Source organism: Type-E symbiont of Plautia stali, assembly GCF_059731115.1.
On record NZ_AP035906.1, the window covers coordinates 1,604,295 to 1,626,279 of the forward strand.

The 21,985-nt window shown below is 55.3% G+C and carries 19 protein-coding genes; 15 read left to right on the forward strand and 4 right to left on the reverse strand.

Annotation, left to right across the window (positions count from 1 at the left end; genetic code table 11):
• From AC6I8L_RS07305 to AC6I8L_RS07355, 11 genes are all read left to right on the forward strand, one after another.
• Window positions 1-1,638, forward strand: a complete 1,638-nt coding sequence (locus tag AC6I8L_RS07305; protein ID WP_498014472.1) for a glycosyltransferase family 2 protein — start codon at window positions 1-3, stop codon at window positions 1,636-1,638.
• Window positions 1,631-2,047: an acyl-CoA thioesterase gene (locus tag AC6I8L_RS07310; RefSeq protein ID WP_058959616.1), complete on the forward strand. Its 417-nt coding sequence runs from the start codon at window positions 1,631-1,633 to the stop codon at window positions 2,045-2,047. Before AC6I8L_RS07305 ends, AC6I8L_RS07310 begins: the two co-directional genes overlap by 8 nt.
• A 17-nt stretch (window positions 2,048-2,064) precedes the next feature.
• Entirely contained in the window at window positions 2,065-2,655 is a 591-nt protein-coding gene (locus AC6I8L_RS07315) for an outer membrane lipoprotein carrier protein LolA (RefSeq protein ID WP_201785663.1), read from the forward strand.
• Window positions 2,621-4,942 carry an MMPL family transporter gene (locus AC6I8L_RS07320; RefSeq protein ID WP_058959614.1) on the forward strand — a complete coding sequence of 774 codons (2,322 nt, stop codon included), beginning with the start codon at window positions 2,621-2,623 and terminating at the stop codon, window positions 4,940-4,942. Before AC6I8L_RS07315 ends, AC6I8L_RS07320 begins: the two co-directional genes overlap by 35 nt.
• Window positions 4,939-5,514: a DUF3261 domain-containing protein gene (locus AC6I8L_RS07325; protein ID WP_034820211.1), complete on the forward strand. Its 576-nt coding sequence runs from the start codon at window positions 4,939-4,941 to the stop codon at window positions 5,512-5,514. Before AC6I8L_RS07320 ends, AC6I8L_RS07325 begins: the two co-directional genes overlap by 4 nt.
• A complete protein-coding gene (locus tag AC6I8L_RS07330) occupies window positions 5,511-6,668 on the forward strand; it encodes a beta-ketoacyl-[acyl-carrier-protein] synthase family protein (RefSeq protein ID WP_058959613.1) in 1,158 nt (385 codons plus the stop codon). The genes AC6I8L_RS07325 and AC6I8L_RS07330 overlap by 4 nt, the downstream gene beginning before the upstream one ends.
• On the forward strand, window positions 6,661-7,134 hold the full coding sequence (locus AC6I8L_RS07335) for a hotdog family protein (protein ID WP_034820205.1): 474 nt from the start codon (window positions 6,661-6,663) through the stop codon (window positions 7,132-7,134). The genes AC6I8L_RS07330 and AC6I8L_RS07335 overlap by 8 nt, the downstream gene beginning before the upstream one ends.
• Window positions 7,131-7,862 (forward strand): 3-ketoacyl-ACP reductase FabG2, encoded by a 732-nt coding sequence (locus AC6I8L_RS07340; RefSeq protein WP_034820202.1) that lies wholly within the window; start codon window positions 7,131-7,133, stop codon window positions 7,860-7,862. Before AC6I8L_RS07335 ends, AC6I8L_RS07340 begins: the two co-directional genes overlap by 4 nt.
• Window positions 7,862-9,094, forward strand: a complete 1,233-nt coding sequence (locus AC6I8L_RS07345; RefSeq protein ID WP_058959612.1) for a beta-ketoacyl-ACP synthase — start codon at window positions 7,862-7,864, stop codon at window positions 9,092-9,094. Before AC6I8L_RS07340 ends, AC6I8L_RS07345 begins: the two co-directional genes overlap by 1 nt.
• A 357-nt stretch (window positions 9,095-9,451) precedes the next feature.
• On the forward strand, window positions 9,452-11,650 hold the full coding sequence (locus tag AC6I8L_RS07350; protein ID WP_058959611.1) for a TonB-dependent receptor: 2,199 nt from the start codon (window positions 9,452-9,454) through the stop codon (window positions 11,648-11,650).
• A 315-nt stretch (window positions 11,651-11,965) separates the two neighbouring features.
• Window positions 11,966-12,139, forward strand: a complete 174-nt coding sequence (locus AC6I8L_RS07355; RefSeq protein WP_166931874.1) for a hypothetical protein — start codon at window positions 11,966-11,968, stop codon at window positions 12,137-12,139.
• Between the two features lie 2 nt (window positions 12,140-12,141).
• Here the strand turns inward: AC6I8L_RS07355 and AC6I8L_RS07360 are convergent, their stop codons facing one another.
• Complete coding sequence (locus tag AC6I8L_RS07360; RefSeq protein WP_058959610.1) at window positions 12,142-13,284, reverse strand: glycoside hydrolase family protein; 1,143 nt, start codon at window positions 13,282-13,284, stop codon at window positions 12,142-12,144.
• Between the two features lie 155 nt (window positions 13,285-13,439).
• Between AC6I8L_RS07360 and AC6I8L_RS07365 the strand changes: the two genes are divergently transcribed.
• Window positions 13,440-14,897, forward strand: coding sequence for a phospholipase D-like domain-containing protein (locus tag AC6I8L_RS07365; protein WP_058959609.1), 1,458 nt, complete (start codon window positions 13,440-13,442; stop codon window positions 14,895-14,897).
• 60 nt (window positions 14,898-14,957) lie between these two features.
• Here AC6I8L_RS07365 and mdoC read toward each other — a convergent pair whose 3' ends face one another.
• The gene (gene mdoC / locus AC6I8L_RS07370; RefSeq protein ID WP_058959608.1) at window positions 14,958-16,097 is read right to left on the reverse strand and encodes a glucans biosynthesis protein MdoC; all 1,140 of its coding nucleotides are present in this window, start codon (window positions 16,095-16,097) and stop codon (window positions 14,958-14,960) included.
• Between the two features lie 279 nt (window positions 16,098-16,376).
• Between mdoC and AC6I8L_RS07375 the strand changes: the two genes are divergently transcribed.
• The 3 genes from AC6I8L_RS07375 (at window position 16,377) to AC6I8L_RS07385 (ending at window position 20,832) form a co-directional block, all read left to right on the forward strand.
• Window positions 16,377-17,912, forward strand: a complete 1,536-nt coding sequence (locus AC6I8L_RS07375) for a glucan biosynthesis protein G (protein ID WP_182058499.1) — start codon at window positions 16,377-16,379, stop codon at window positions 17,910-17,912.
• Complete coding sequence (mdoH, locus tag AC6I8L_RS07380; protein ID WP_058959607.1) at window positions 17,905-20,454, forward strand: glucans biosynthesis glucosyltransferase MdoH; 2,550 nt, start codon at window positions 17,905-17,907, stop codon at window positions 20,452-20,454. The genes AC6I8L_RS07375 and mdoH overlap by 8 nt, the downstream gene beginning before the upstream one ends.
• A gap of 138 nt (window positions 20,455-20,592) precedes the next feature.
• Window positions 20,593-20,832 carry a YceK/YidQ family lipoprotein gene (locus AC6I8L_RS07385; RefSeq protein ID WP_058959606.1) on the forward strand — a complete coding sequence of 80 codons (240 nt, stop codon included), beginning with the start codon at window positions 20,593-20,595 and terminating at the stop codon, window positions 20,830-20,832.
• Between the two features lie 3 nt (window positions 20,833-20,835).
• Here AC6I8L_RS07385 and AC6I8L_RS07390 read toward each other — a convergent pair whose 3' ends face one another.
• Both AC6I8L_RS07390 and AC6I8L_RS07395 read right to left on the reverse strand, forming a co-directional pair.
• Window positions 20,836-21,234: a MysB family protein gene (locus AC6I8L_RS07390; protein ID WP_058959605.1), complete on the reverse strand. Its 399-nt coding sequence runs from the start codon at window positions 21,232-21,234 to the stop codon at window positions 20,836-20,838.
• 118 nt (window positions 21,235-21,352) lie between these two features.
• On the reverse strand, window positions 21,353-21,619 hold the full coding sequence (locus tag AC6I8L_RS07395) for a hypothetical protein (RefSeq protein ID WP_034820172.1): 267 nt from the start codon (window positions 21,617-21,619) through the stop codon (window positions 21,353-21,355).
• Window positions 21,620-21,985 lie beyond the last annotated feature (366 nt).

The window sequence follows — 21,985 nt, forward strand, 5'->3', positions numbered from 1 at the left end:
ATGCTGGCCTCGGTGCTGGCGCGGCTGGCTCCCTTTAATCTGCCGGTGATTATCGTCGATGACGGCAGTGATACGCAGACTCAGCAGCAGATCGCTGACCTTGAGGCTCCACAGCTGGATATCCTCACCTTACCGGTTAATCAGGGCAAAGGTGCGGCGGTGATCGCCGGGATGCGCCGGGCCGCCGCAGCAGGATACAGCCACGCGCTACAACTCGACGCGGATGGTCAGCATCAGGTGGAAGACACGCCGCGCATGCTGGCGGAAGCGGAAAGCCATCCCGATTGCCTGATCTCCGGCCAGCCTGTTTACGATGATTCCATTCCGAAATCCCGCTTGTATGGCCGTTACATCACCCATTTTTGGGTGTGGATTGAAACGCTCTCCTTCTCGCTAAAAGACAGCATGTGCGGTTTCCGCGTCTACCCGCTGCGACCTTCATTGGCACTCTGCGATCGCCACCCGATTGGCCAGCGCATGGATTTCGACACCGAAATAATGGTGCGACTCTACTGGCAGGGCACGCCGAGCCGCTTTATCAGCACGCGCGTCACCTATCCGGAAAGTGGCCTGTCACATTTTGATGCCTTGCACGACAACCTGCGTATCTCATGGATGCACACGCGCCTGTTCTTTGGCATGGTGCCGCGCATCCCACAGTTACTGAGCCGGGGTAAAACGGCGCAGCACTGGGCCGCCACGCCAGAGCGTCGGGGTCAGAGCGGGTTGCGTTTTATGCTGTGGTTGTATCGTCGCGCCGGGCGGCTGCCGTTTGTGCTGTTGCTATGGCCGGTGGTGGCGGTTTACTGGTTGAGCGGACGTGAGGCGCGTGCCGCCTCTCAGCAATGGCTGACGCGGGTGCAGGCAGAAGCCAGTAAACAGCAGATTGCCCTGCCGACGCCGATCAATAGCTATCGCCACTTTCTGCGCTTTGGTTACAGCATGCTGGACAAAGTCGCCAGCTGGCGCGGAGAGGTGCAGTGGGGACGCGATATTGATTTTGCGCCGGGTGCCGAAGCGGTCATCCGTGCTGCGGAGGGCAAAGGACATTTGATCCTCGCGTCGCATCTGGGTGATATCGAAGCCTGCCGCGCGATGGCAAAGCAGGTCAGTGGGCTGGTGATCAATGCGCTGGTGTTTACCGATAACGCCCAGCGCTTTCGCGAGGTGCTGGAGAGCATTGCACCGCAGGCCGGGGTGAATCTGATGCCGGTCACCGATATCGGCCCGGATACCGCCATCCTGCTGCAGCAAAAACTGGATGCCGGGGAATGGGTGGCGATTGTCGGCGATCGTACCGCCGTGCATCGTCAGCGCGGGGGCGAACGCCGCGTGGTGTGGAGCGCATTTATGGGCCGTCCGGCACCGTTTCCGCAGGGGCCTTTTGTCCTGGCCGCCGCCTTACGCTGTCCGGTGCTGTTGATGTTTGCCTTACGGGAACATGGCAGACTGCGCGTGCATTGTGAACCCTTTGCCGATCCGATCCTGCTGCCGCGAGCCCAACGACAGGCGGCGCTGCAGGCCACGGTGGATCGCTATGCCGAACGACTGCAGCAGCATGCGCTGATGGCGCCGCTGGACTGGTTTAACTTTTACGATTTCTGGACGTTACCAGAGGAGAAGAGCCGCGATGAGTGAACATATCTGGCGCGCTGAGGTTGAATTAACCGTGTCGTTCCACGACTGCGACCCGATGGGCGTGGTGTGGCACGGCAACTATTTCCGCTTTTTTGAAGTGGCGCGTGAAGCGCTGCTGCGCAGCATCAACTACAGCTACGGTGAGATGACCGCCAGCGGTTTTGTCTGGCCAGTGGTAGATACGCGTGTCAAATATCGCCAGCCGTTACGCTGTGAAGAGGTGATCCGCGTGGAAGCCCGCATAACCGAATACGAAAACCGCCTGCGTATCGATTATGTGATCCGCAATGCCGCGGGCCAGATCACCACCAAAGCACACACGCTGCAGGTGGCGGTCGATGCGGCAAGTCAGGAAATGAATTTCGTTTCACCCGATATTTTATTTGAACGCCTGGGAGTCAAACCGTGATCAGAACTCTTTGTCTGATGCTGACGTTGCTGTGTGCCAGCGCACAGGCCATCACGTTGGATCAGCTGCAGCAGCGTTTTGCCAGCCAGCCGGTGATCCGCGCCAACTTCGAGCAGGTGCGTACCATTTCTGGTATGTCGCAGCCGCTGGTGTCGCGTGGCCAGTTATTAATCGCCCAGCAACAAGGTTTGTGGTGGCATCAGGCCACGCCGTTTGTGATGACCTTGATTCTCGATGATAAACGCATGGTGCAGAGCATGAGCGGTCAGCCGCCGCAGGTGATCACCGCCGACAGTAACCCGCAGATGTTCCAGTTCAACCATCTGCTGCGCGCCTTGTTCCAGGCCGACGAAAAGGTGCTGCGTGAGAATTTCGAACTCGATTTCCATGATAAAGGGAATGACCAGTGGCAGCTCAGCCTGACGCCTAAGGCGGCACCGCTGAACAAAATTTTCAACCGCATCGATCTGCAAGGAGCAACCTTCCTTAACAGCATTACGCTGGATGATAAGCAGGGCGATAAAACCGCCATCACCTTAAGTGATACCCGCACCGAGCCGAAACAATTGACTGATGAAGAGCGAGCGCGTTTTGCCCCAGCGCAGTGAGAAAACCGCTGCGCTGCTGTGGCTGGCGGTTTGCCTGGCATTGGCGGTGGCACTGGCCATCCTGTTGCCGCGCAGCCAGCTGAACAGCAGCGTGCTGGCTTTACTGCCGCAACAAAATCTGGGGCAAGCGCCGGCAGAGATTCAGCAAGGGTTTATGCAGCGGCTGGATCGTCAGCTGGTGTGGCTGGTGAGCGCCGATAACGATCACGGCGATGAAGCGGCAAAGTGGTGGCAAGCGCAGCTGCAGGCGCTGCCGATGCTGAAACAGGTGAGCGGTGCGCTGGATGATGACCAGATGCAGCGTTGGGGCACTTACGCTTTCCAGCATCGCAATGGCCTGATCGATCCGTTGACGCGCGCCCGTCTGCAAAACGGCGGTACAGCACAAGCCGACTGGATTCTGGCGCAACTGTTCTCAGCGTTTGCCGGTGTGAGCAGTAAAGAAATTCAAAACGATCCGCTGATGCTGGTGCGTGGCGCGCAGCTGGCACTGCAGCAGAATGCCAGCAAAATGGTACTGCATAATGGCTGGTTAACCGTGAATGACGCCCAGCAGCGCCGCTGGTATTTCCTGCACGGTGAACTGGCGAGAAATGCCTTTAGCATTCAGCAAAGTCATCAGTTGGTGACCGCCCTCAACCAGCTTGAACAGCAGTTAAGAACGCGCTGGCCAGATGCGCAGCTGTTAACGCGTGGCACAGTGCTGTTTAGCGATGATGCCAGCCAGCGCGCGCAGCATGATGTCGAGACGCTCGGCAGCGTCACACTGGCCGGCTTGCTGCTGCTGGTGTGGCTGGTGTTCCGCTCGCTGCGACCGCTGGCGCTGTGTGCGCTCTCGGTGGCGATAGGCGCGATGGCGGGTACGGTGCTGACCTTGATCTGTTTTAGTGAGCTGCATCTCACGACTTTAGTGATGAGCCTCAGCATTGTCGGCATCTCTGCCGATTATACCTTGTACTATCTGACGGAACGCATGGTACACGGCGAACAAAACACGCCGTGGCAAAGCCTGCATAAAGTGCGCGCCACGTTACTGCTGGCACTGGGCACCACGGCGATTGCCTGGTTGCTGATGCTGCTGGCACCGTTCCCCGGTTTGCGCCAACTGGCGGTGTTCGCCGCCAGCGGGTTAAGTGCATCTTGCCTGACGGTGATCTGTTTTTATCCATGGCTGGTGCGCGGCCTGCCGGTGCGACCGATTCCCGGTATGGTGTGGCTGGCGCGCTGGTTAGCGGCATGGCGTCGCAACACGCTGTTAAAAGTTGGATTGCCGCTACTGGTGGCGATCTATGCATTGAGCGGCATGATTCAGCTGCGCGTCGATGACGATATTGCTCATCTGCAGAGCGCTCCGGCTAAATTACTGGCACAGGATCGGCAACTGGCACAGCTGACGGGACAACAGGCCGACCAAACCTGGTTCGTGGTGTGGGGGGATAACGAGCAGCAGGCATTGCAACGTCTCAGCGCACTGACACCCAAGCTACAACTGGCGCAGCAGCAGGGCTGGATGGCGGGTTATCGCGTATTGCCGCTTAATTCGCTGGATCAGCAACAGCAGGATCTGCAGCTGTTGCAGCAGGCTGCGCCGAATATCCTGACGCGGTTAAAACAGGCGGGCATCACATTAGCCAATGCCGATCTTGCTGCGATGCCAGTCAATGCCGATGACTGGCTGGCAAGTCCGCTTAGCGAGGGCTGGCGTTTGCTGTGGTTGTCGCTGCCGGATGGACGCAGCAGCGTGCTGGTGCCGGTCAATGGCGTGAAAAACAGTGCGGCGTTATTGGATTTAGCTACGCAGCAGGCGGGGGTGAGCTGGGTCGATCGCAAAGCCAGTTACGATGAGCTGTTCCGCTTTTGGCGTACGCTGCTGAGTGGCCTGTTGGCGCTGGCGTTGTTGCTGATCACCGTCAGTTACATCGTGCGCCTTGGCCTGCAAGCGGGTTTACGCAGCGCCTTGCCTTCCTGGTTGTCGCTGGCGGCAGCGCTGGCAACATTAGGCTGGATTGGCGCCAGCCTGAACTTATTTGCCTTGCTGGCGCTGATTCTGGTACTCGGTATTGGCATCAATTACACGCTGTTCTTCAGTAATCCACGCGGGACGCCGCTGACCTCGATGCTGGCGGTTACGCTGGCGATGATGACGACTCTGCTGACGTTGGGCATGCTGGTGTTCAGCAGCACAACGGCGATCAGTGGTTTTGGCACCGTGCTGTGCAGCGGGATCTTTTGTGCATTCTTGTTAGCGCCGCTGGCGCTGGCACCAGGGAAAAGGAAGCAACGATGAAAACAGGTGCTTTGTTGTTGATGCTGAGCCTGCTGTTAAGCGGTTGTGCGCAGCATGACAGCGCATCCAATCGGCCCACCGCGTGGCTGAAACCGGGCGTGCGCGTGACTTTGCCTGCGCCGGGCATTTCACCCGCGTTTCAGCAGCAGCAACTGCTGACCGGCCACGCCAAAGGTAAAACCCAGTCACTGCTGGTGCTGTTAAGCGCCGATTCACAGCAAATCAGCCTGGCGGGTTTGTCCTCGCTGGGCATTCGCTTGTTCCGTGTGACCTATGATAAAAACGGGATTCATACGCAGCAGATGATGGCGCTGCCAGAAATGCCGCCAGCCAGCCAGGTGCTGGCGGATGTGATGCTGAGCCACTGGCCGCTCAGCGCATGGCAGCCGCAGTTGCCGCCAGGCTGGCAACTGGTCGACGAGGGTGATCGTCGTGAGTTGCGCGATCCTGCCGGTAACGTGGTGACGTTGATTCGCTATCTGCAACGGGGAACCGTACGTGAACCGATCAGCATCGACCAGCGCGCCTTCGGTTATCAAATTCAAATTCAGCATCTGGACGCATCTTCATGATCTACATTTCGGCGTTTGGCATGGTGAATGCGCTTGGCAACTCACTGGAGCAGATTGCCGCGCAGTTAACCTCAGGCCACGCACCCGGCATGCAGCCGCGCGAAGGCTGGTTGCAGCAAGGTAAAACCTGCTGGCTGGGCGAGGTGCCGGGCGAACTGCCAGCTGTGCCCGCCGCACTCGCCGCGCATAACACGCGCAATAATCAGCTGCTGCTGGCGGCGCTGGCGCAGATCCGTCCGGCTGTGGATGCGGCGATTGCCCGCTTTGGTCGTGAACGTGTCGCGGTGGTGCTGGGCACTAGCACCTCGGGCGTGGACGAAGGTGATCGTCAGGTTGACAGAGGCTTACCGGGTTACGATTACCGCATGCAGGAGTTGGGCGATCCGTCGCGTTTCCTGGCGCACTACCTTGAACTGGACGGCCCGGCGTACACGATTTCTACTGCCTGTTCCTCCAGTGCACGCGCGTTGATCAGTGGACAGCGCTTGATTGAGGCCGGTCTGGTGGATGTGGCGCTGGTGGGCGGTGCGGATTCATTGAGCCGCATGCCAATAAACGGTTTTGCCAGCCTGGATTCGTTATCCGAACGCCAGTGCGCACCGTTCAGCGCAGAACGTGACGGTATTTCTATCGGTGAAGCGGGGGCGCTGCTGCTGCTGACGCGTGAGCCGCAGTCGCTGGCGCTGCTTGGTGCGGGTGAGTCATCAGACGCCTGGCATATGTCGGCTCCGCATCCAGAAGGCATTGGCGCCGAGCAAGCGATGAAGATGGCGCTGAAGCAGGCCCAATTGCAGCCGCAGGATATCGGCTACATTAATCTGCACGGCACCGCGACACCGCTCAACGATCAGGTCGAGTCGGACGTGATTCATCGTTTGTTTGGCGATAGCGTGCCTTGTAGCTCCACTAAGCACCTGACGGGCCACACGCTCGGCGCGGCGGGTGCGACCGAGGCGGCGCTGGCGGCACTCATCGTGCAGCAGAATCTGGCGTTACCGGCGCAGGATTTTAGCGCCACTACCCTGGATAGCACGCTGCCGGTTTGCGGACTGCTGACTTTGCCACAGCCGCTGGCGCGTCCCATCATCGCCTCAAACTCTTTTGCCTTTGGCGGGAACAACACCTGCCTGATTGTAGGAAAGCCTGATGACTGATTTTCTGCCGGTGGGCGACTATCTGCCGCACCGTGCACCGATGCTGCTGCTGGATCGCGTGATTCAGGTCAGCGATGAGCGTGTGGTGTGTGAAGTGACCATCAACCACCAGGGCGTACTCGCGCCGTTTCTTAATGCGCAGGGCGAGCTGCCCGCGTGGTTTGGCGTCGAGATCATGGCGCAGACCGTTGGCGTCTGGTCTGGCTTTCATGCCCGACAGCGCGGCGATCGGAATATCCGCCCCGGCATGTTACTGGGGGGACGCGGCTATCGTGCCGCTGCTGCCACCTTTGCCGCAGACAGCACGCTGCGGGTGGAGATGCATCTGCTGATGCGTGACGACAAGCTCGGTAGCTTTGAAGGTGAGATCCGCAGTCAGGACGCGGTCCTTGCCAGCGGTCGGCTGAATACCTATCAGCCGGATGAACAGGAACTTAATCAATTACAACAAGGGATGCAGCCATGACGCGCAGCGTATTAGTGACCGGCGCCAGTAAAGGGATTGGCCGCGCCATTGCGCTTCGCCTGGCGCAGGATGGTTTCAACGTGGTGGTGCATTACCACCGTGATGCAGCGGGTGCACAACAGACGCTGGCGGACATCACGAATGCGGGCGGAGTGGGGCGCACTCTGCAGTTTGACGTGGCCGATCGCGAAGCCACACGCACGGCAATTGAAAACGATATCGCCGAACACGGCGCCTATTACGGCGTAGTGAACAATGCCGGTATTACGCGTGACGGCGCTTTCCCGGCCCTGACCGAAGATGAGTGGGACAGCGTGATCCACACCAACCTCGACAGCTTCTACAACGTGATTCATCCCTGTGTGATGCCGATGATTGGTCTGCGTAAAGGCGGCCGAATCGTCACCCTATCCTCGGTGTCCGGTATCATGGGCAATCGCGGTCAGGTGAATTACAGCGCGGCCAAGGCAGGGATTATTGGTGCCACCAAAGCGCTGGCCATCGAGTTAGCAAAACGCAAAATCACCGTGAACTGTATCGCGCCAGGTTTGATTGACACCGGCATGACGGATCTGGAGCCGATGGTGATCGACGAAGCGCTGAAAATCATCCCGATGAAACGGATGGGCGCGGCTGAGGAAGTCGCCGGGCTCGCCAGCTATTTGATGTCGGATATTGCGGGCTACGTAACGCGTCAGGTGATTTCAATTAATGGAGGTATGCTGTGATGCAGCGGGTCGTGGTAACCGGAATGGGGGGCGTCACTGCCTTTGGTGAAAACTGGCCAGCGGTGGCTGCGCGCATTAAGCAGGGGCAAAATGCAGTGCGTAAAATGCCGGAATGGCAGATTTACGACGGCTTACACACCTTGCTCGGTGCCCCGGTCGATAACTTCGAACTGCCTGCGCACTACACGCGCAAACGCATTCGTTCGATGGGGCGAGTGTCGCTAATGGCGACGCGCGCCACCGAGTTGGCGCTGGAACAGGCCGGCTTGATCGATCACCCGGTGCTGACCAGCGGGGAAACCGGTATTGCCTATGGTTCATCTACTGGCAGCACCGGCCCGGTCAGTGAATTTGCCACCATGCTGACAGAAAAACATACCAACAACATTACCGGCACCACCTATGTGCAGATGATGCCGCATACCACGGCGGTGAACGCCGGGCTGTTCTTTGGCCTGCGCGGCCGGGTGATCCCGACTTCCAGCGCCTGCACCTCGGGCAGCCAGGCGATTGGCTATGCGTGGGAAGCGATCCGCCATGGTTATCAAACCGTGATGGTGGCGGGCGGTGCGGAAGAGTTGTGTCCTTCCGAAGCGGCGGTGTTTGACACGTTGTTTGCCACCAGCCAACGCAACGATGCACCGCATTCTTCACCGTCACCTTTTGATCAGCATCGCGATGGGTTGGTGATTGGCGAAGGCGCGGGAACCTTGATCCTCGAATCACTGGAGCATGCCCAGGCACGCGGCGCCACCATTTACGCCGAACTGGTGGGTTTCCACACCAACTGTGATGCGGCGCATATTACCCAGCCGCAGCGTGAAACCATGCAGATCTGCATCGAACGCGCGCTGAAAACGGCGGGTGTGACGCCGGAGCAGATTGGCTATATCAACGCCCATGGCACGGCCACCGATCGCGGCGACATCGCTGAAAGTCAGGCCACCGCGGCGATTTTTGGCAATGACACGCCAATCTCCTCGCTGAAAAGCTATTTTGGTCACACGCTCGGTGCTTGTGGTGCACTGGAAGCCTGGATGAGCATTGAGATGATGCGAGAAGGGTGGTTTGCGCCCACGCTGAATCTGACGCAGCCCGCCGCAGAGTGTGGCGATCTGGACTATATCATCGGCGAATCACGCTCGATCGATACCGATTATATTCAATCCAACAACTTTGCCTTCGGGGGTATCAACACCTCGCTGGTGTTTAAACGCTGGCGCGACGCCTGAATTCCCGACTGTCAGCGGCTTCAATAAGTGAAGCCGCGACGCCTAAATTCCCACACAGTCAGCGGTTTCAATCAACGAAGTCACAACGCCTAAATCCCCCAGACTGACGGCGGTTTCAATAAACGAAGCCGCGGTACTCTTATTTTTACCGGCCTTAAATCCCCACATTTTCTGAGTGAAATTACAGTGGTCAGGGCAATTAGCGCAGGGTGTTTTCGTTTTCTTAACAAATAAGCGCATCTGACCACGCTGAGTTGAGGAAGTTCAGCGATTTTGCTTGCTTTCGTAATAACACTCCGCATAATCGCAAACCGTAATAAAAATGATTATCAATATATTTCGTATCAGGGGATATCCATGCGTACTTCGCCTTTCAATCCCGGACTGAAACCGACGCTGCTTGCTGTTCTGGTCAGTGCCGGTTGTTTGCCAGTGATGGCTGCTACCACCAACACCACAACGTCTTCAACCGCGGCCAAAAACGAGCAGCAGACGCTGACCGTAACCGCGACGCCACAAGCTGACTTCAAATCCGGCGGCAATGATTTAGTACCCGCGTACCTCGACGGGCAAATCGCCCACGGCGGCCGCCTCGGCATGCTGGGTGAGCAGAATGCCATGGACGTGCCGTTTAACGTCATCGGCTTCACCTCGAAAATGATTCAGGATCAGCAGGCGAAAACCATCGCTGACGTGGTGCGTAATGACGCAGGCGTTCAAAATGTTAAAGGCTACGGTAACTTTGCCGAGGCTTATCGCATCCGTGGCTTTGAATTGGATGGCGACGACATGACCTTCGGTGGTCTGGCAGGCGTGGTGCCGCGTCAGGTGATGGACGCTTCCCTGATTGATCGCGTCGAAATTTTCAAAGGCGCTAACAGCCTGGTTAACGGCGCGGCGTCATCTGGCGTCGGTGGCATGATCAACCTTGAGCCGAAGCACGCGGAAGATACGCCGATTACCCGCGTTGGCGTGGATTACACCTCTTCTTCTCAGGTCGGCGGAACGCTGGACGTGGGTCGTCGTTTCGGTGATAACAACCAGTTTGGCGTACGTTTCAATGCAGTTCATCGCGAAGGTGAGACTGGCGTCGATGGCGAAAAGAAACGCACCACGGCAGCATCATTGGGCCTGGATTATCGTGGCGATCGTCTGCGCACCTCACTGGACGTGGGCTATCAGAAAAAGACCTATCATGATGCGCTGCAAGGCGTGAAATTCGGCGACTTCATTCCAGAAGTTCCCTCCAATTCGCATAACTACAGCCAGAAATGGGTGTATAGCGATATGGAATCCGAATTCGGAATGGCGAAAGCGGAATACGATATCACCGATAGCTGGACGGCCTATGCCGGACTGGGTGCGCAGCACGCCCACGAAACCGGTAACTATGGTTCGCCAACGGTTACCGACACTAATGGTGATGGCACTATCAGCAGCTTCTACTCCAACCGCATTCAGGACAACATGAGCGGTATGGTGGGTCTGCGCGGTGATTTCCACACCGGTTTCGTCAGTCATAAAGTCAATGTGGGCTATTCAGCATTAACCACCAATGCCAAAAACGCCTACAACATGTCGCTGGTCGGCACGCCGTTCAACATTTACAACAGCGGTGATGTTGCAGAGCCGGCAGCGACCTTCGCCGGTGGTAAATTCTCAGATCCGCTGACGACAGCCCGAACACGTACGCAAGGTTATCTGCTGAGTGACACATTAGGCGTGTTTGACGATACGCTGCTGTTCACCGTGGGTGCGCGTCATCAGAAAGTGGTGGTGCGTAATTATGCTTACGGAACAGGCGCGGAAGATGTCAGTTCTCGTTATACCAATGATCGCTGGATGCCAACTTACGGCGTGGTTTATAAGCCGTGGAAACAGGTGTCCTTCTACGCGAACCACACCGAAGCGTTACAGCCAGGCAGCGTGGCACCTAACACCGCGACTAACTATGGCAGCGTAACGGGTGTTGCACACTCCAAGCAAAACGAAATCGGGGTGAAAACCGACTTCGGTCGTATGGGCGGATCGTTAGGTCTTTTTGAAATCAAGAAACCATCAGGCCTGTTAAACAGCGACGGCGCTTATGTGATGGATGGCGAGCAGCGTCACCGTGGGCTGGAAGCCAACGTCTTTGGTGAGCCGGTTCTGGGTCTGCGCTTAAATGCCAGTGCGACCTGGATCGATCCAGTGATGACGAAAACCTCCGGCGGCACCTATGATGGCAAACAGGCTATCGGTGTGCCTCGTTACAACTATGTGCTGGGTGCTGAGTACGACATCAAGCCTGTTGATGGTTTAACCGCGACAGCCATGCTGAATCACTCCGGTTCGCAGTATGCTAACTCAGCCAATACGTTGAAACTGGGTAGCTATACCACGCTCGATTTGGGTGTGCGTTACCGCATGAAGGTCAGCCAGAACGATCTGGTCTGGCGCGTGGGTGTGGATAACGTGACCAATGAGAAATACTGGGCCAACGTCGATGGTACTGGCACCTATCTGGTGCAGGGCGACCCTCGCACCTTGAAAGTCTCCATGAGCTACGATTTCTAATCCGGCTCTTAACAGGGACGCCATTGCGTCCCTGTTGTCATTTCATACTGAAATAATTCTGTACCTTGCCACGCATTCCATTACACTCAGTGCGGCAATCCCGCGCACAAAAGTTTTTGTTATTGAGTCGACATGAGTTCACCCGCGCCACCTGACGATCACGACGAGCCTTTACGACAATCTCTGGATGATGCGCACTTCGCTATTGTGGTACTTGCAGTGACCTCTGTTACCCTTATAATCTTCGTCCTGATGGTGACGTTATGGATGAGCTAAGGTCAGCAACAGTTCATGGAAGCCTGCAAGGAGATGTCGATGGAAGCCCGAGATGACAAACTGATCGCCATAATTGGCCTGCTCTCCGCCTGTTTAATCGGCGTGGTGTTCCTGTTCACCATGACATGGCTGACCGATGTGCGCCATCCCGCCGATCCCACGCTTGATGTACAAACCTGTCCACCAAAAGTTCATCCGACGCAACACTCTTAATCCTACTTTTCCCGGTTGTGCCACTTAATTTGCTGACTACGTAGCTCTAACGCCAGGGCTTCGTGTAGCGTGCGATTGCCATTGGGATCGCCCAGGCCAAACAGCGCGCCAGGTGAACGTCGATCGTCTGCCCAGGCCGGATATTCGACTACCGGATAGAGCGAAATGCCTTCCAGCGCCACCCCTTCGTCCAGGGCTAACAGCGCCTCTTCCGTGACATGCCGCAGCCAGGGCGCGCGCGCGTCGCCTTCCGCACCGGTTTCTGCCAGCAATAATGGACGTTGATAGCGTTGCCAGCATTGCAGCATCAGGCGATGCAGCGGTTGATAAGTCGCGTGTTCAGCGGGGATGGTGTCGCCGGAAAAGAACCAGTGATTATCGGGATAGTAATTCAGGCCGAGAATATCGAGGAAGTCTTCACGTCCGCCCAGCTCCGGCGCATCGCGCCCGGCAATCCAGTCCCAGGCTTCAAACTGGGACTGATGCTGGGCATCTGCATAGGGCTTACTGTCGGGGTTGTCGGGGTCGGCAGCGATTTGCACCAGCGGATCGGTGAGTACAAAGCGCGCATCAGGATAAACCTCGCGAACCGCATGCATCGCCGCCAGCGAGGCGCGTACCAGCTGACGTTTTAGCTCGCGGCCGCGCTCGCTGGCATAGGGATCAAGCCAGGAAACATCTGCCCCGGCCCACGACCAGAACGAGATTTGGTTGATTGGGGTGAAAAAAGGGTGTTCAACGCCTTCATCACGCATCAACTGCGCCATGGCACGTGCGAAACGCTCAAAATGATCGACAAAGGCGCTACGCCAGATATCAAGGTGTTCCGGGTAGCCAAAATGGGCTAATTCCCAGATGATCTGCATATCGTGACGTGCGGCGGCATGGACCATCGGTAAAAAGCTGCGCCAGTCATATTCACCAGGCGTGGCTTCGATTAAATGCCAGCGTGCACCGTCGCGGGCAGTGTGTAATCCTTCCTGCGCCAGCGCAGCGTAATCTTTCTCCAGTAACATATCGTGACCACTACTGATCACCATATCCATACGACGGCCCCCGCTGCGGCAGGCGGTGGAGCAGGGGAAGCTACCCTGGAAGAAACTGCGGAAAAGCTGCGGGTGATGGCGCGGGGATTGCTGAGTCATCATCCTCTCCTCACGGTAAACGTCGGATGCAGAACGCACGCCTAAGTCTAGACTGTAAACTAAAGACGCGTCAGCGAGCGGTAGCAGATATCTCTGATGGCCATCCGATGCGGTAAGACCAACAATAATAGATCCAGTGAATTCAGGGATTCGGTATGAGTGAAGCAGCATCCGTTCAGCAACCGCCAGCGGGCGAAGGGTTACGAGAGATTGTTGATGCACGTTGTGCGCTGCATCCTGGGATGAGTGGCATTCATCCCCTTAACGATGGTTTGGACGCTTTTGCCGCGCGCTATCTGCTGATGGGCATGGCGCAACACACTATTGATGTGCAGTACTACATCTGGCACAACGACATGTCTGGCCGTCTGTTGTTTAGCGCGTTGCTGGATGCCGCCGAACGTGGCGTCAACGTTCGCTTGCTATTAGATGACAATAATACGCCGGGCCTGGATGACACGCTGGCCGAACTCGATCGCCATCCCAATATTGCGGTGCGCTTATTCAATCCCTTTTCCTTTCGCACCCTGCGCGCGCTCGGTTACCTGACTGATTTCGCCCGACTTAATCGACGCATGCACAATAAGAGCCTGACGGTGGATGGGGCCGTGACACTGGTCGGTGGGCGCAATATCGGCGACGAATATTTCGGGACTGGCGATGAGCCGCTGTTTACCGATTTGGACGTGCTGGCGATTGGCCCGGTGGTACATCAAGTCGCGCACGATTTCGAGCGCTACTGGCACAGTAAAGCGGTTTCACCCTTGCGCGCGGTAGTAGATGTCTCGGGCGATGCCCATCAGGCTGTGCGTTTACCGGCAGAGTGGCAGCAGAGTGAAGCCGTTCAGCGTTATCTGGCGCGGCTGGAGCACTCTTCTTTTGTCAGCCAAATGGAACAGGGATCAATGCAGATGACGTGGGCAGAATCGCGCCTGTTGAGTGATGATCCACGCAAGGGACTTGGCAAAGCGAAACGTTCCAGCCTGTTGCCGCAACGCATGCTGGAGGTGATTGGCACACCGCAACAGCAGTTCGATATCATCTCGGCGTATTTTGTGCCCACGCGTGCCGGCGTGGCTCATCTGGTCGCACTGAAGCGGCGGGGTGTCAAAATCGCCATACTCACCAATTCACTGGCGGCCAATGATGTGTCTGTGGTACACGCAGGTTATGCGCGCTGGCGCAAGAAGTTGCTGCGTCATGGTATTGCGCTGTATGAGACGAAGCCGCAAGCCAACGCCAGTGACGCCCCGCATGACCGCGGGTTAACCGGTAATTCCGGTTCTAGCTTGCATGCCAAAACGTTCACCGTCGATAACCGGAAAGTGTTTATCGGCTCATTCAATTTTGATCCCCGCTCTGCGGTGCTTAACACTGAAATGGGGCTGGTGATTGAGAGTGAAGCCCTGGCGCAGCAAACCCATCAGCGCTTTATTGCCGGGATGCGCGATCGCGCCTGGACACTGCGTCTGGACAACTGGGGGCGGGTGAACTGGGTTGAGTATCCCGGTGAAGCAGGTGAGGTGGTGCACAAGCATGAGCCGCAGTGTACCTGGATACAACGACTGCTGGTGCGATTGGTGTGGCGCTTACCGGTGGAGTGGTTACTGTAGCCGCAATTTATCCTGATTCACTGTCGCGACGCACTAACTCACGCCGCGACAGTGCACGCTTTACGCCTTTTGCGGCGTTTGACGTTGTGGTTTACCGGAGAACAGGAAACGCAACAGCGGAATGCGCAGATGGATTTCGTACAGCGTAAAAGCAATCCCAAACACCATCAGCAAGCCCACAAAAAAGCCCAGCGTATTGCTGCTAATGTGTGGGGTGACGTAAATGCCATACAGAATGGTCAGCGGATGGTGCACCAGATAGATAAACAGTGAGGCATTCACTAAATACATGATGCGCGGTGAGTGGCTGTTTAGCAGCTTGTGGCCAAAGCTAAAGCAGACATTCAGCATACAAAGTCCCATCAAGGTTGAGATCACCTCATCGATTTCATACAGCCAGCCATCGCCGCTGCTGTAGCGTTGATTCAGGCTATAGGCGATAAACACCGCAATGGCGCCAAAGCACATCACCGGATTGAAGCGCACAAACAAGGCTTTCAGCGCCTGATGTTTCCATGCCAGTGCACCGAGCATAAAGAACGGCAGGAACGTCAGGGTTTGCATCACGGCCACGCTAAACAGACCATCGGCGAACACATTAGGCACGGCATAAAACAGCACGCGGCGGAACAGGCACCAGATCAATGCATAAGCCAAAAACGCCAGCGTCAGTTTCCCCCAGCCAACCTGCTGATAATCAATTTTCCGTTTCTGGCTGCGCAGCCAGCGGAAGGTCAGCATGCCGAATGCCGTCAGAATCACTAAAACCAGTAAAAACCACAGATGAGAAATCAGTTCCCACGCCAGCGTGTTGTACTTGTCATATAAAGAAAAGCTATCCCAATGACCCACTTTGTCGGTCAGATTTTTTAGCATAAAAAACTGCGGCAGGGTAATGAGCGGAATGGCGGTTAACAGCGGGATACCTACACGCTCCATGCGGACCTTCAGCCAGTGTTGTGGCTGGTAGCGCAGGTAAAGCATGTAGGAAAAATAACCAGAAATAACAAAGAACACCTGCATGCGGAAGGCGTGGATGAAGTCATTCAAAACGGTTAACCACATCGAGGCATCGTGGCTATTCACGGCCCAGCGCTGTGTGGAGTAAATCAACGAGACGTGAAAGGGCACGCCTAATAACATTAAGTACGCTCGAATGGAGTCGAGAAAATATTCGCGTTCGGGTTTTGCTGAACTCATAAGCTTCCAATTTGTCAGTTTACTTGCCGGTTTCACCCTGAAACCGGATTATGCTGGATGAAAATTCTACCGCCTGTAAACAGCGTATACTATCAGGTGATTCTGTATCTTAACCTGAAGGGTTTAATTATCCGAAAAGCACACTTTCAGCTTACAAATCAGCGGAACAATCTTGTGCATAAGCTGTCGGAAAACCGAATAATCCTTTAAGATAAATGGGTTTGATCTGAGCACACGAAAGGGGGGGATGTGCTAAATAAAGTGAATAAAAAAGTGGGACTGGTAAAAATGCGCTGGGTAGGCGCGGCAGTTCTGCTGGCGTTGTACGCCAACAATAGCTGGGCGTTCAACATTGATGATGTGGCAAAACAAGCCAAGGCGCTGGCAGGGAAAGGTTACGAAGCGCCGAAGAGCAATTTACCCTCTCAGTTTCGTGATATGAAATTTGCGGATTATCAGCAGATCCAGTTTAACCACGACAAAGCATACTGGGGCAAACTGCGCACGCCGTTTAAGCTCGAGTTTTACCATCAGGGCATGTATTTCGATACGCCGGTGAAAATTAATGAAGTCACCGCCTCATCAGTACGTGAAATCAAATATAACCCTGACTATTTCAACTTCGGCAACGTGAAACACGATGCTGATTCCGTCAAGAACCTCGGGTTTGCCGGATTCAAAGTACTGTATCCTCTAAACAAAAAGGGTAAAGACGACGAAATCACCAGTTTCCTGGGCGCCAGCTATTTCCGCGTGATTGGCGAAGGTCAGGTGTATGGTCTTTCAGCGCGCGGCTTAGCGATTGATACTGCACTGCCATCAGGTGAAGAGTTCCCGCGCTTTAAAGAGTTCTGGATTGAACGTCCAAAACCTCAGGACAAGCAGCTGGTGATCTATGCACTGCTGGATTCGCCACGTGCGTCCGGTGCTTATCGCTTCATTATCAAACCGGGCAAAGAGTCGACGGTGGATGTGCAGTCTAAGGTTTACCTGCGTGACAACGTCGGCAAACTGGGCGTGGCACCACTGACCAGCATGTTCCTGTTTGGTGCTAACCAGCCTTCACCGGTGACCAATTTCCGTAACGAGTTACATGACTCGAATGGGCTGTCCATTCACGCGGGCAACGGTGAGTGGATTTGGCGTCCGCTGAACAACCCGAAACACCTGGCGGTGAGCACCTTTACCATCGAAAATCCGAAAGGGTTCGGATTGCTGCAGCGTGGCCGTGATTTCAGCCATTACCAGGATCTCGACGATCGCTACGATCTGCGTCCAAGCGGTTGGGTTGAGCCACAGGGTGACTGGGGTAAAGGCCGTGTCGAACTGGTCGAAATCCCGACAGCGGATGAAACCAACGACAACATCGTGGCTTTCTGGACGCCTGAGAAATTGCCAGAGCCGGGCAAAGAGATGAATTTCCAATATCGTCTGCACTTCACGCGTGATGAAAACCAACTGCATCAGGATGATGTGGCATGGGTGAAAAACACGCTGCGTTCTGCGGGTGATGTGAAGCAGTCTAACCTGGTACGTCAGCCGGATGGCTCAATTGCCTTTACCATCGACTTCGTCGGTAAAGCGATGAGCAAACTGCCGGACAATACTCAGGTCGCGCCTCAGGTCAGTGTAGGCAACAATGCCGACGTGGTTGAGCAGAGTGTACGCTACAACCCGGTGACCAAAGGCTGGCGTTTGGTATTGCGTCTGCGCGTGAAAGATAACAAGCAGCCGACCGAAATGCGTGCGGCGCTGGTGAGCGGCGACAAGACATTGACGGAAACCTGGAGCTATCAGCTACCTGCCAATGAATAAATCGACTTTTTTACCTCAATCTTACGTGGAGGCCCTGCCGCTTGATGCGGCGGGGCGTGCTCGTCTGAGTGATTCGTTACAGAATGCACAGGCGTTCCACGCTATTCATACGGCGCTGGGGCAAGATGTTGCCGCCAGCGATCGCCCGGATGATGCGCCGCTAAAATCGGTGTCATCACGCGTACAGATGGCCTGGCCGGATTCACTGGCCGAGGGTCAACAACTCAGTAAGGATTATCTCGACCGCACCACGCTGAAGGCGATGCCTAAAGTGAAGCGCTCGCTGATGTTCCCTGAGATCTGGCGCACCAACCCGATCGCGCGTGCATGGGATTCTGTGCGTGGGAAAAAATCCACGCCGCGTTATGCCACAGCGGAAGAGCAAAAGACCGAAGATAAGTGGCGTCATGTCGGTTCTATGCGCCGTTATGTCCTGCTGATTCTGACGATTTTACAGACGGTAGTGGCGACCTGGTACATGAAAACCATTCTGCCATATCAGGGCTGGACGCTGCTCGATCCTATCGAGTTGTTTAACCAGAACTGGCTGCAGTCGGTAGAGCTGATCCTGCCTTACATTTTGCAAACCGGGATATTGTTCCTGTTTGCCATTCTGTTCTGCTGGGTGTCCGCTGGTTTCTGGACCGCGTTGATGGGCTTCCTGCAGTTGATGATGGGTCGCGACAAATACAGCATTTCGTATTCGACCACGGGTGATGAGCCGCTCAATCCGGAGCATCGTACTGCGCTGATCATGCCGATCTGTAACGAAGACGTTGAACGCGTATTCGCCGGTCTGCGTGCCACCTGGGAATCGGTGCAGCGCACAGGTAATGCCGAGCACTTCGATGTCTATATCCTGAGCGACAGCTACGATGCCGATATCGCCATCGCTGAGCAGAAAGCCTGGATGGAGCTGGTGCGTGATGTCGGAGGCGCAGGCAAGATTTTCTATCGCCGTCGCCGTCGTCGTGTGAAGCGTAAAAGCGGTAACATCGATGACTTCTGCCGTCGCTGGGGCAGCAATTACAGCTACATGGTGGTGCTGGATGCTGACAGCGTGATGAGCGGTGAGTGTCTCACCGGACTGGTGCGCATGATGGAAGCCAATCCGAACGCCGGTATTATCCAGTCGTCGCCAAAAGCGTCAGGCATGGACACGCTGTATGCGCGTTGTCAGCAGTTCGCGACCCGCGTCTATGGCCCGCTGTTTACCGCCGGTCTGCACTTCTGGCAGTTGGGCGAATCGCACTACTGGGGCCATAACGCCATCATCCGTGTTCAGCCGTTCATCGAGCACTGTGCGTTAGCACCGCTGCCTGGTGAAGGTTCTTTTGCCGGTTCAATTCTGTCACATGACTTCGTTGAAGCCGCGCTGATGCGCCGTGCCGGTTGGGGGGTGTGGATCGCCTATGATCTGCCGGGCTCTTACGAGGAACTGCCGCCGAACCTGCTGGATGAACTGAAGCGTGACCGTCGCTGGTGCCACGGTAACCTGATGAATTTCCGACTGTTCCTGGTGAAAGGCATGCACCCGGTTCACCGTGCGGTGTTCCTGACCGGTGTGATGTCTTATCTGTCAGCGCCGTTGTGGTTTATGTTCCTCGCCTTGTCCACTGCATTGCAGGTGGTGCATACGCTGATGGAACCGACCTACTTCCTGCAACCGCGCCAGCTGTTCCCGGTGTGGCCGCAGTGGCGTCCTGATTTGGCGATTGCGCTGTTCTCCACTACCTTGGTGCTGCTGTTCCTGCCGAAGCTGCTCAGTGTGGTGTTGATCTGGTTCAAAGGTGCCAAACCGTACGGTGGTGCCATTCGCCTGTTCTGCTCGCTGATTCTGGAAATGCTGTTCTCGGTGTTGCTGGCACCGGTGCGTATGCTGTTCCACACGGTATTCGTGGTCAGCGCGTTCCTCGGCTGGGAAGTGGTGTGGAACTCACCGCAGCGAGATGACGATGCCACACCATGGGGCGAAGCTTTCCGTCGTCATGGTTCTCAGATGCTGTTAGGTATCGTTTGGGCGGCCGGTATGGGTGTGCTCGATCTGAACTTCTTATGGTGGCTGGCGCCGATTGTGTTCTCACTGATTCTATCGCCGTTTGTGTCGGTGATGTCGAGCCGTGCAACGGTGGGACAGAAGAGTAAGAATGCGAAGCTGTTCCTGATCCCGGAAGAGTATGAACCACCAAAAGAGCTGGTTGATACCGATCACTACCTGCAGTTGAACCGCGAGCGGGCGTTGAAGAATGGATTTATGCATGCCTTGTTCAACCCGGCATTCAATGCACTGGCAACCGCAATGGCCACGTCGCGTCACAAACAGAGTGCGTTGCTGGATCATGCACGCGACCGCCGTGTCGATCAGGCACTGAGCGATGCGCCTGAGAAACTGAACCGCGAGCAACGTTTGCAGCTCATCAGTGACCCAGTAGTGCTGGCGCGCGTGCACTCACGCCTGTGGGAAAGTGCAGAGAAATATCATCAATGGGTGGAGAGTTATCAGAAATTGACACTCAATCCTGAGGCGCTTCCACAGCGCTAACCTCGAAAACCTAAAAGCGGCAGCGATGCCGCTTTTTTTTTGCCAACATTCCGACTAACACAATCTTTACGCGCGCAGGTGTAGTTATTCCACCCGTGACCCGGTTAAACTAACGCCAGTTCATTGTGAGTAAATGTTGTGAATTATTTCCTTAAATTAACCCTATTGTGTGCCACCACACTCGTGTTGAGCGGCTGCGGCAGTATTATCAGCCGAACCATCCCGGGACAGGGACATGGCAGCCAGTATTATCCCGGTGTGCAATGGGATGTGCGTGACGGGCCATGGCGCGTGCTGACCATCCTTGATCTGCCACTCTCGCTGGTGATGGATACGCTGTTGCTGCCCGTCGATGCCAGCCACGGCCCTTACGAGTAACGCTTACGCCCATTTATCCGATGGGCTATCGTCATCTTCCCATTCCTCTGCCGCAGCTTCACCCTCTTCGAGATCGCGTGGTGGCTCCAGCTGGAATTCCCCTTCATCCCACTCGTGCAGGGTGTTTTCCGACTGCCACTCCTGACGCAGTTCCACCTCGTCGAAATCGCCGTCAAATATCGCCTGGGCTGCTTCGCCGCTGCAGATCGGCAGGCATTCACCTTGCTCATCTTCACCGTCAAAGAACTCTGCCTGCCACATGATGTCACCATCCTGCATCACGTACTTTTGTAGCGAGAACTGGTTCACGCTGGCATCGTCTTCGTGCACATCCGTCTGGCTGGCGAGAAACTCCTCGCGTGCGGCGTCGATAGCTTCTTCAAGCGTGCTGTACAAGCTCATAATGAACTCCATGTCTATTGAAAGGGATTTCACAGAAGAATAGACGAAAAATGGAAGTGTGCAGGGCAGGCATAGAATAACGGCGGGCGGATGAATGCAATTCAACCGCCCAAACCGTTTAGATCATCTTTTGCGGGAAATGCAGTACAGGACGTACTGACTCGCGAATAATAGGAGCAGAGTAACGAATGCAGCATTTAATACAGGGTTTCACCTTTTTAAAATTAATACGAGCGGTTGATAAAGCCTGATTTAAATTATAGAGCGTACCGATAAAAACCATATCCTCCTTAACGGGTAGACGTTTACACTCTTTCCGATGCAAGAGGTGGTATCCCTCTTGATCAGTACTGATTGTCACGTAGTAATAGATGCCTTTATTCATATTATAGGTTCCTGCGATATATTTGCTGTGTGTAATCTTTTTATATTTTAGAAGGGCAGTTATTTGGCTAACTGTCACGGTTGAAATTAACTGGAATCGATTTCGCTAACAAATTCCAGAAAGGAATAAGCATAGCTCTTCTTTTGTAGAAACAGAATATAAAGGGGGTGGACTAAGACAATACCTTGTTATTTAAGTTAATTTTACTGGATTGATAAGCGGAGCAAAAGCATTCAGCAATATTAAATAGGAATAGGCCTGGAATGCGTGAAAATTAGATCCGTGACCACCTGTTTCAATTGATGAAGCTTTTTGATGCTGCTGGATGAGAATTCAAAGAGATGCGCACTTTAGTGTTTACATTTC

What these genes read in the sequence shown, in the direction of transcription:
- AC6I8L_RS07330 (WP_058959613.1), top strand. Translation starts at nt 5,511, where the DNA reads ATGATCTACATTTCGGCGTTTGGCATGGTGAATGCGCTTGGCAACTCA.
- AC6I8L_RS07305 (WP_498014472.1), top strand. Translation starts at nt 1, where the DNA reads ATGCTGGCCTCGGTGCTGGCGCGGCTGGCTCCCTTTAATCTGCCGGTG.
- AC6I8L_RS07340 (WP_034820202.1), top strand. Translation starts at nt 7,131, where the DNA reads ATGACGCGCAGCGTATTAGTGACCGGCGCCAGTAAAGGGATTGGCCGC.
- AC6I8L_RS07360 (WP_058959610.1), bottom strand. Translation starts at nt 13,284, where the DNA reads ATGACTCAGCAATCCCCGCGCCATCACCCGCAGCTTTTCCGCAGTTTC.
- AC6I8L_RS07345 (WP_058959612.1), top strand. Translation starts at nt 7,862, where the DNA reads ATGCAGCGGGTCGTGGTAACCGGAATGGGGGGCGTCACTGCCTTTGGT.
- AC6I8L_RS07315 (WP_201785663.1), top strand. Translation starts at nt 2,065, where the DNA reads ATGCTGACGTTGCTGTGTGCCAGCGCACAGGCCATCACGTTGGATCAG.
- AC6I8L_RS07335 (WP_034820205.1), top strand. Translation starts at nt 6,661, where the DNA reads ATGACTGATTTTCTGCCGGTGGGCGACTATCTGCCGCACCGTGCACCG.
- AC6I8L_RS07355 (WP_166931874.1), top strand. Translation starts at nt 11,966, where the DNA reads ATGGAAGCCCGAGATGACAAACTGATCGCCATAATTGGCCTGCTCTCC.
- mdoC (WP_058959608.1), bottom strand. Translation starts at nt 16,097, where the DNA reads ATGAGTTCAGCAAAACCCGAACGCGAATATTTTCTCGACTCCATTCGA.
- AC6I8L_RS07365 (WP_058959609.1), top strand. Translation starts at nt 13,440, where the DNA reads ATGAGTGAAGCAGCATCCGTTCAGCAACCGCCAGCGGGCGAAGGGTTA.
- mdoH (WP_058959607.1), top strand. Translation starts at nt 17,905, where the DNA reads ATGAATAAATCGACTTTTTTACCTCAATCTTACGTGGAGGCCCTGCCG.
- AC6I8L_RS07390 (WP_058959605.1), bottom strand. Translation starts at nt 21,234, where the DNA reads ATGAGCTTGTACAGCACGCTTGAAGAAGCTATCGACGCCGCACGCGAG.
- AC6I8L_RS07320 (WP_058959614.1), top strand. Translation starts at nt 2,621, where the DNA reads ATGAAGAGCGAGCGCGTTTTGCCCCAGCGCAGTGAGAAAACCGCTGCG.
- AC6I8L_RS07395 (WP_034820172.1), bottom strand. Translation starts at nt 21,619, where the DNA reads ATGAATAAAGGCATCTATTACTACGTGACAATCAGTACTGATCAAGAG.
- AC6I8L_RS07350 (WP_058959611.1), top strand. Translation starts at nt 9,452, where the DNA reads ATGCGTACTTCGCCTTTCAATCCCGGACTGAAACCGACGCTGCTTGCT.
- AC6I8L_RS07325 (WP_034820211.1), top strand. Translation starts at nt 4,939, where the DNA reads ATGAAAACAGGTGCTTTGTTGTTGATGCTGAGCCTGCTGTTAAGCGGT.
- AC6I8L_RS07310 (WP_058959616.1), top strand. Translation starts at nt 1,631, where the DNA reads ATGAGTGAACATATCTGGCGCGCTGAGGTTGAATTAACCGTGTCGTTC.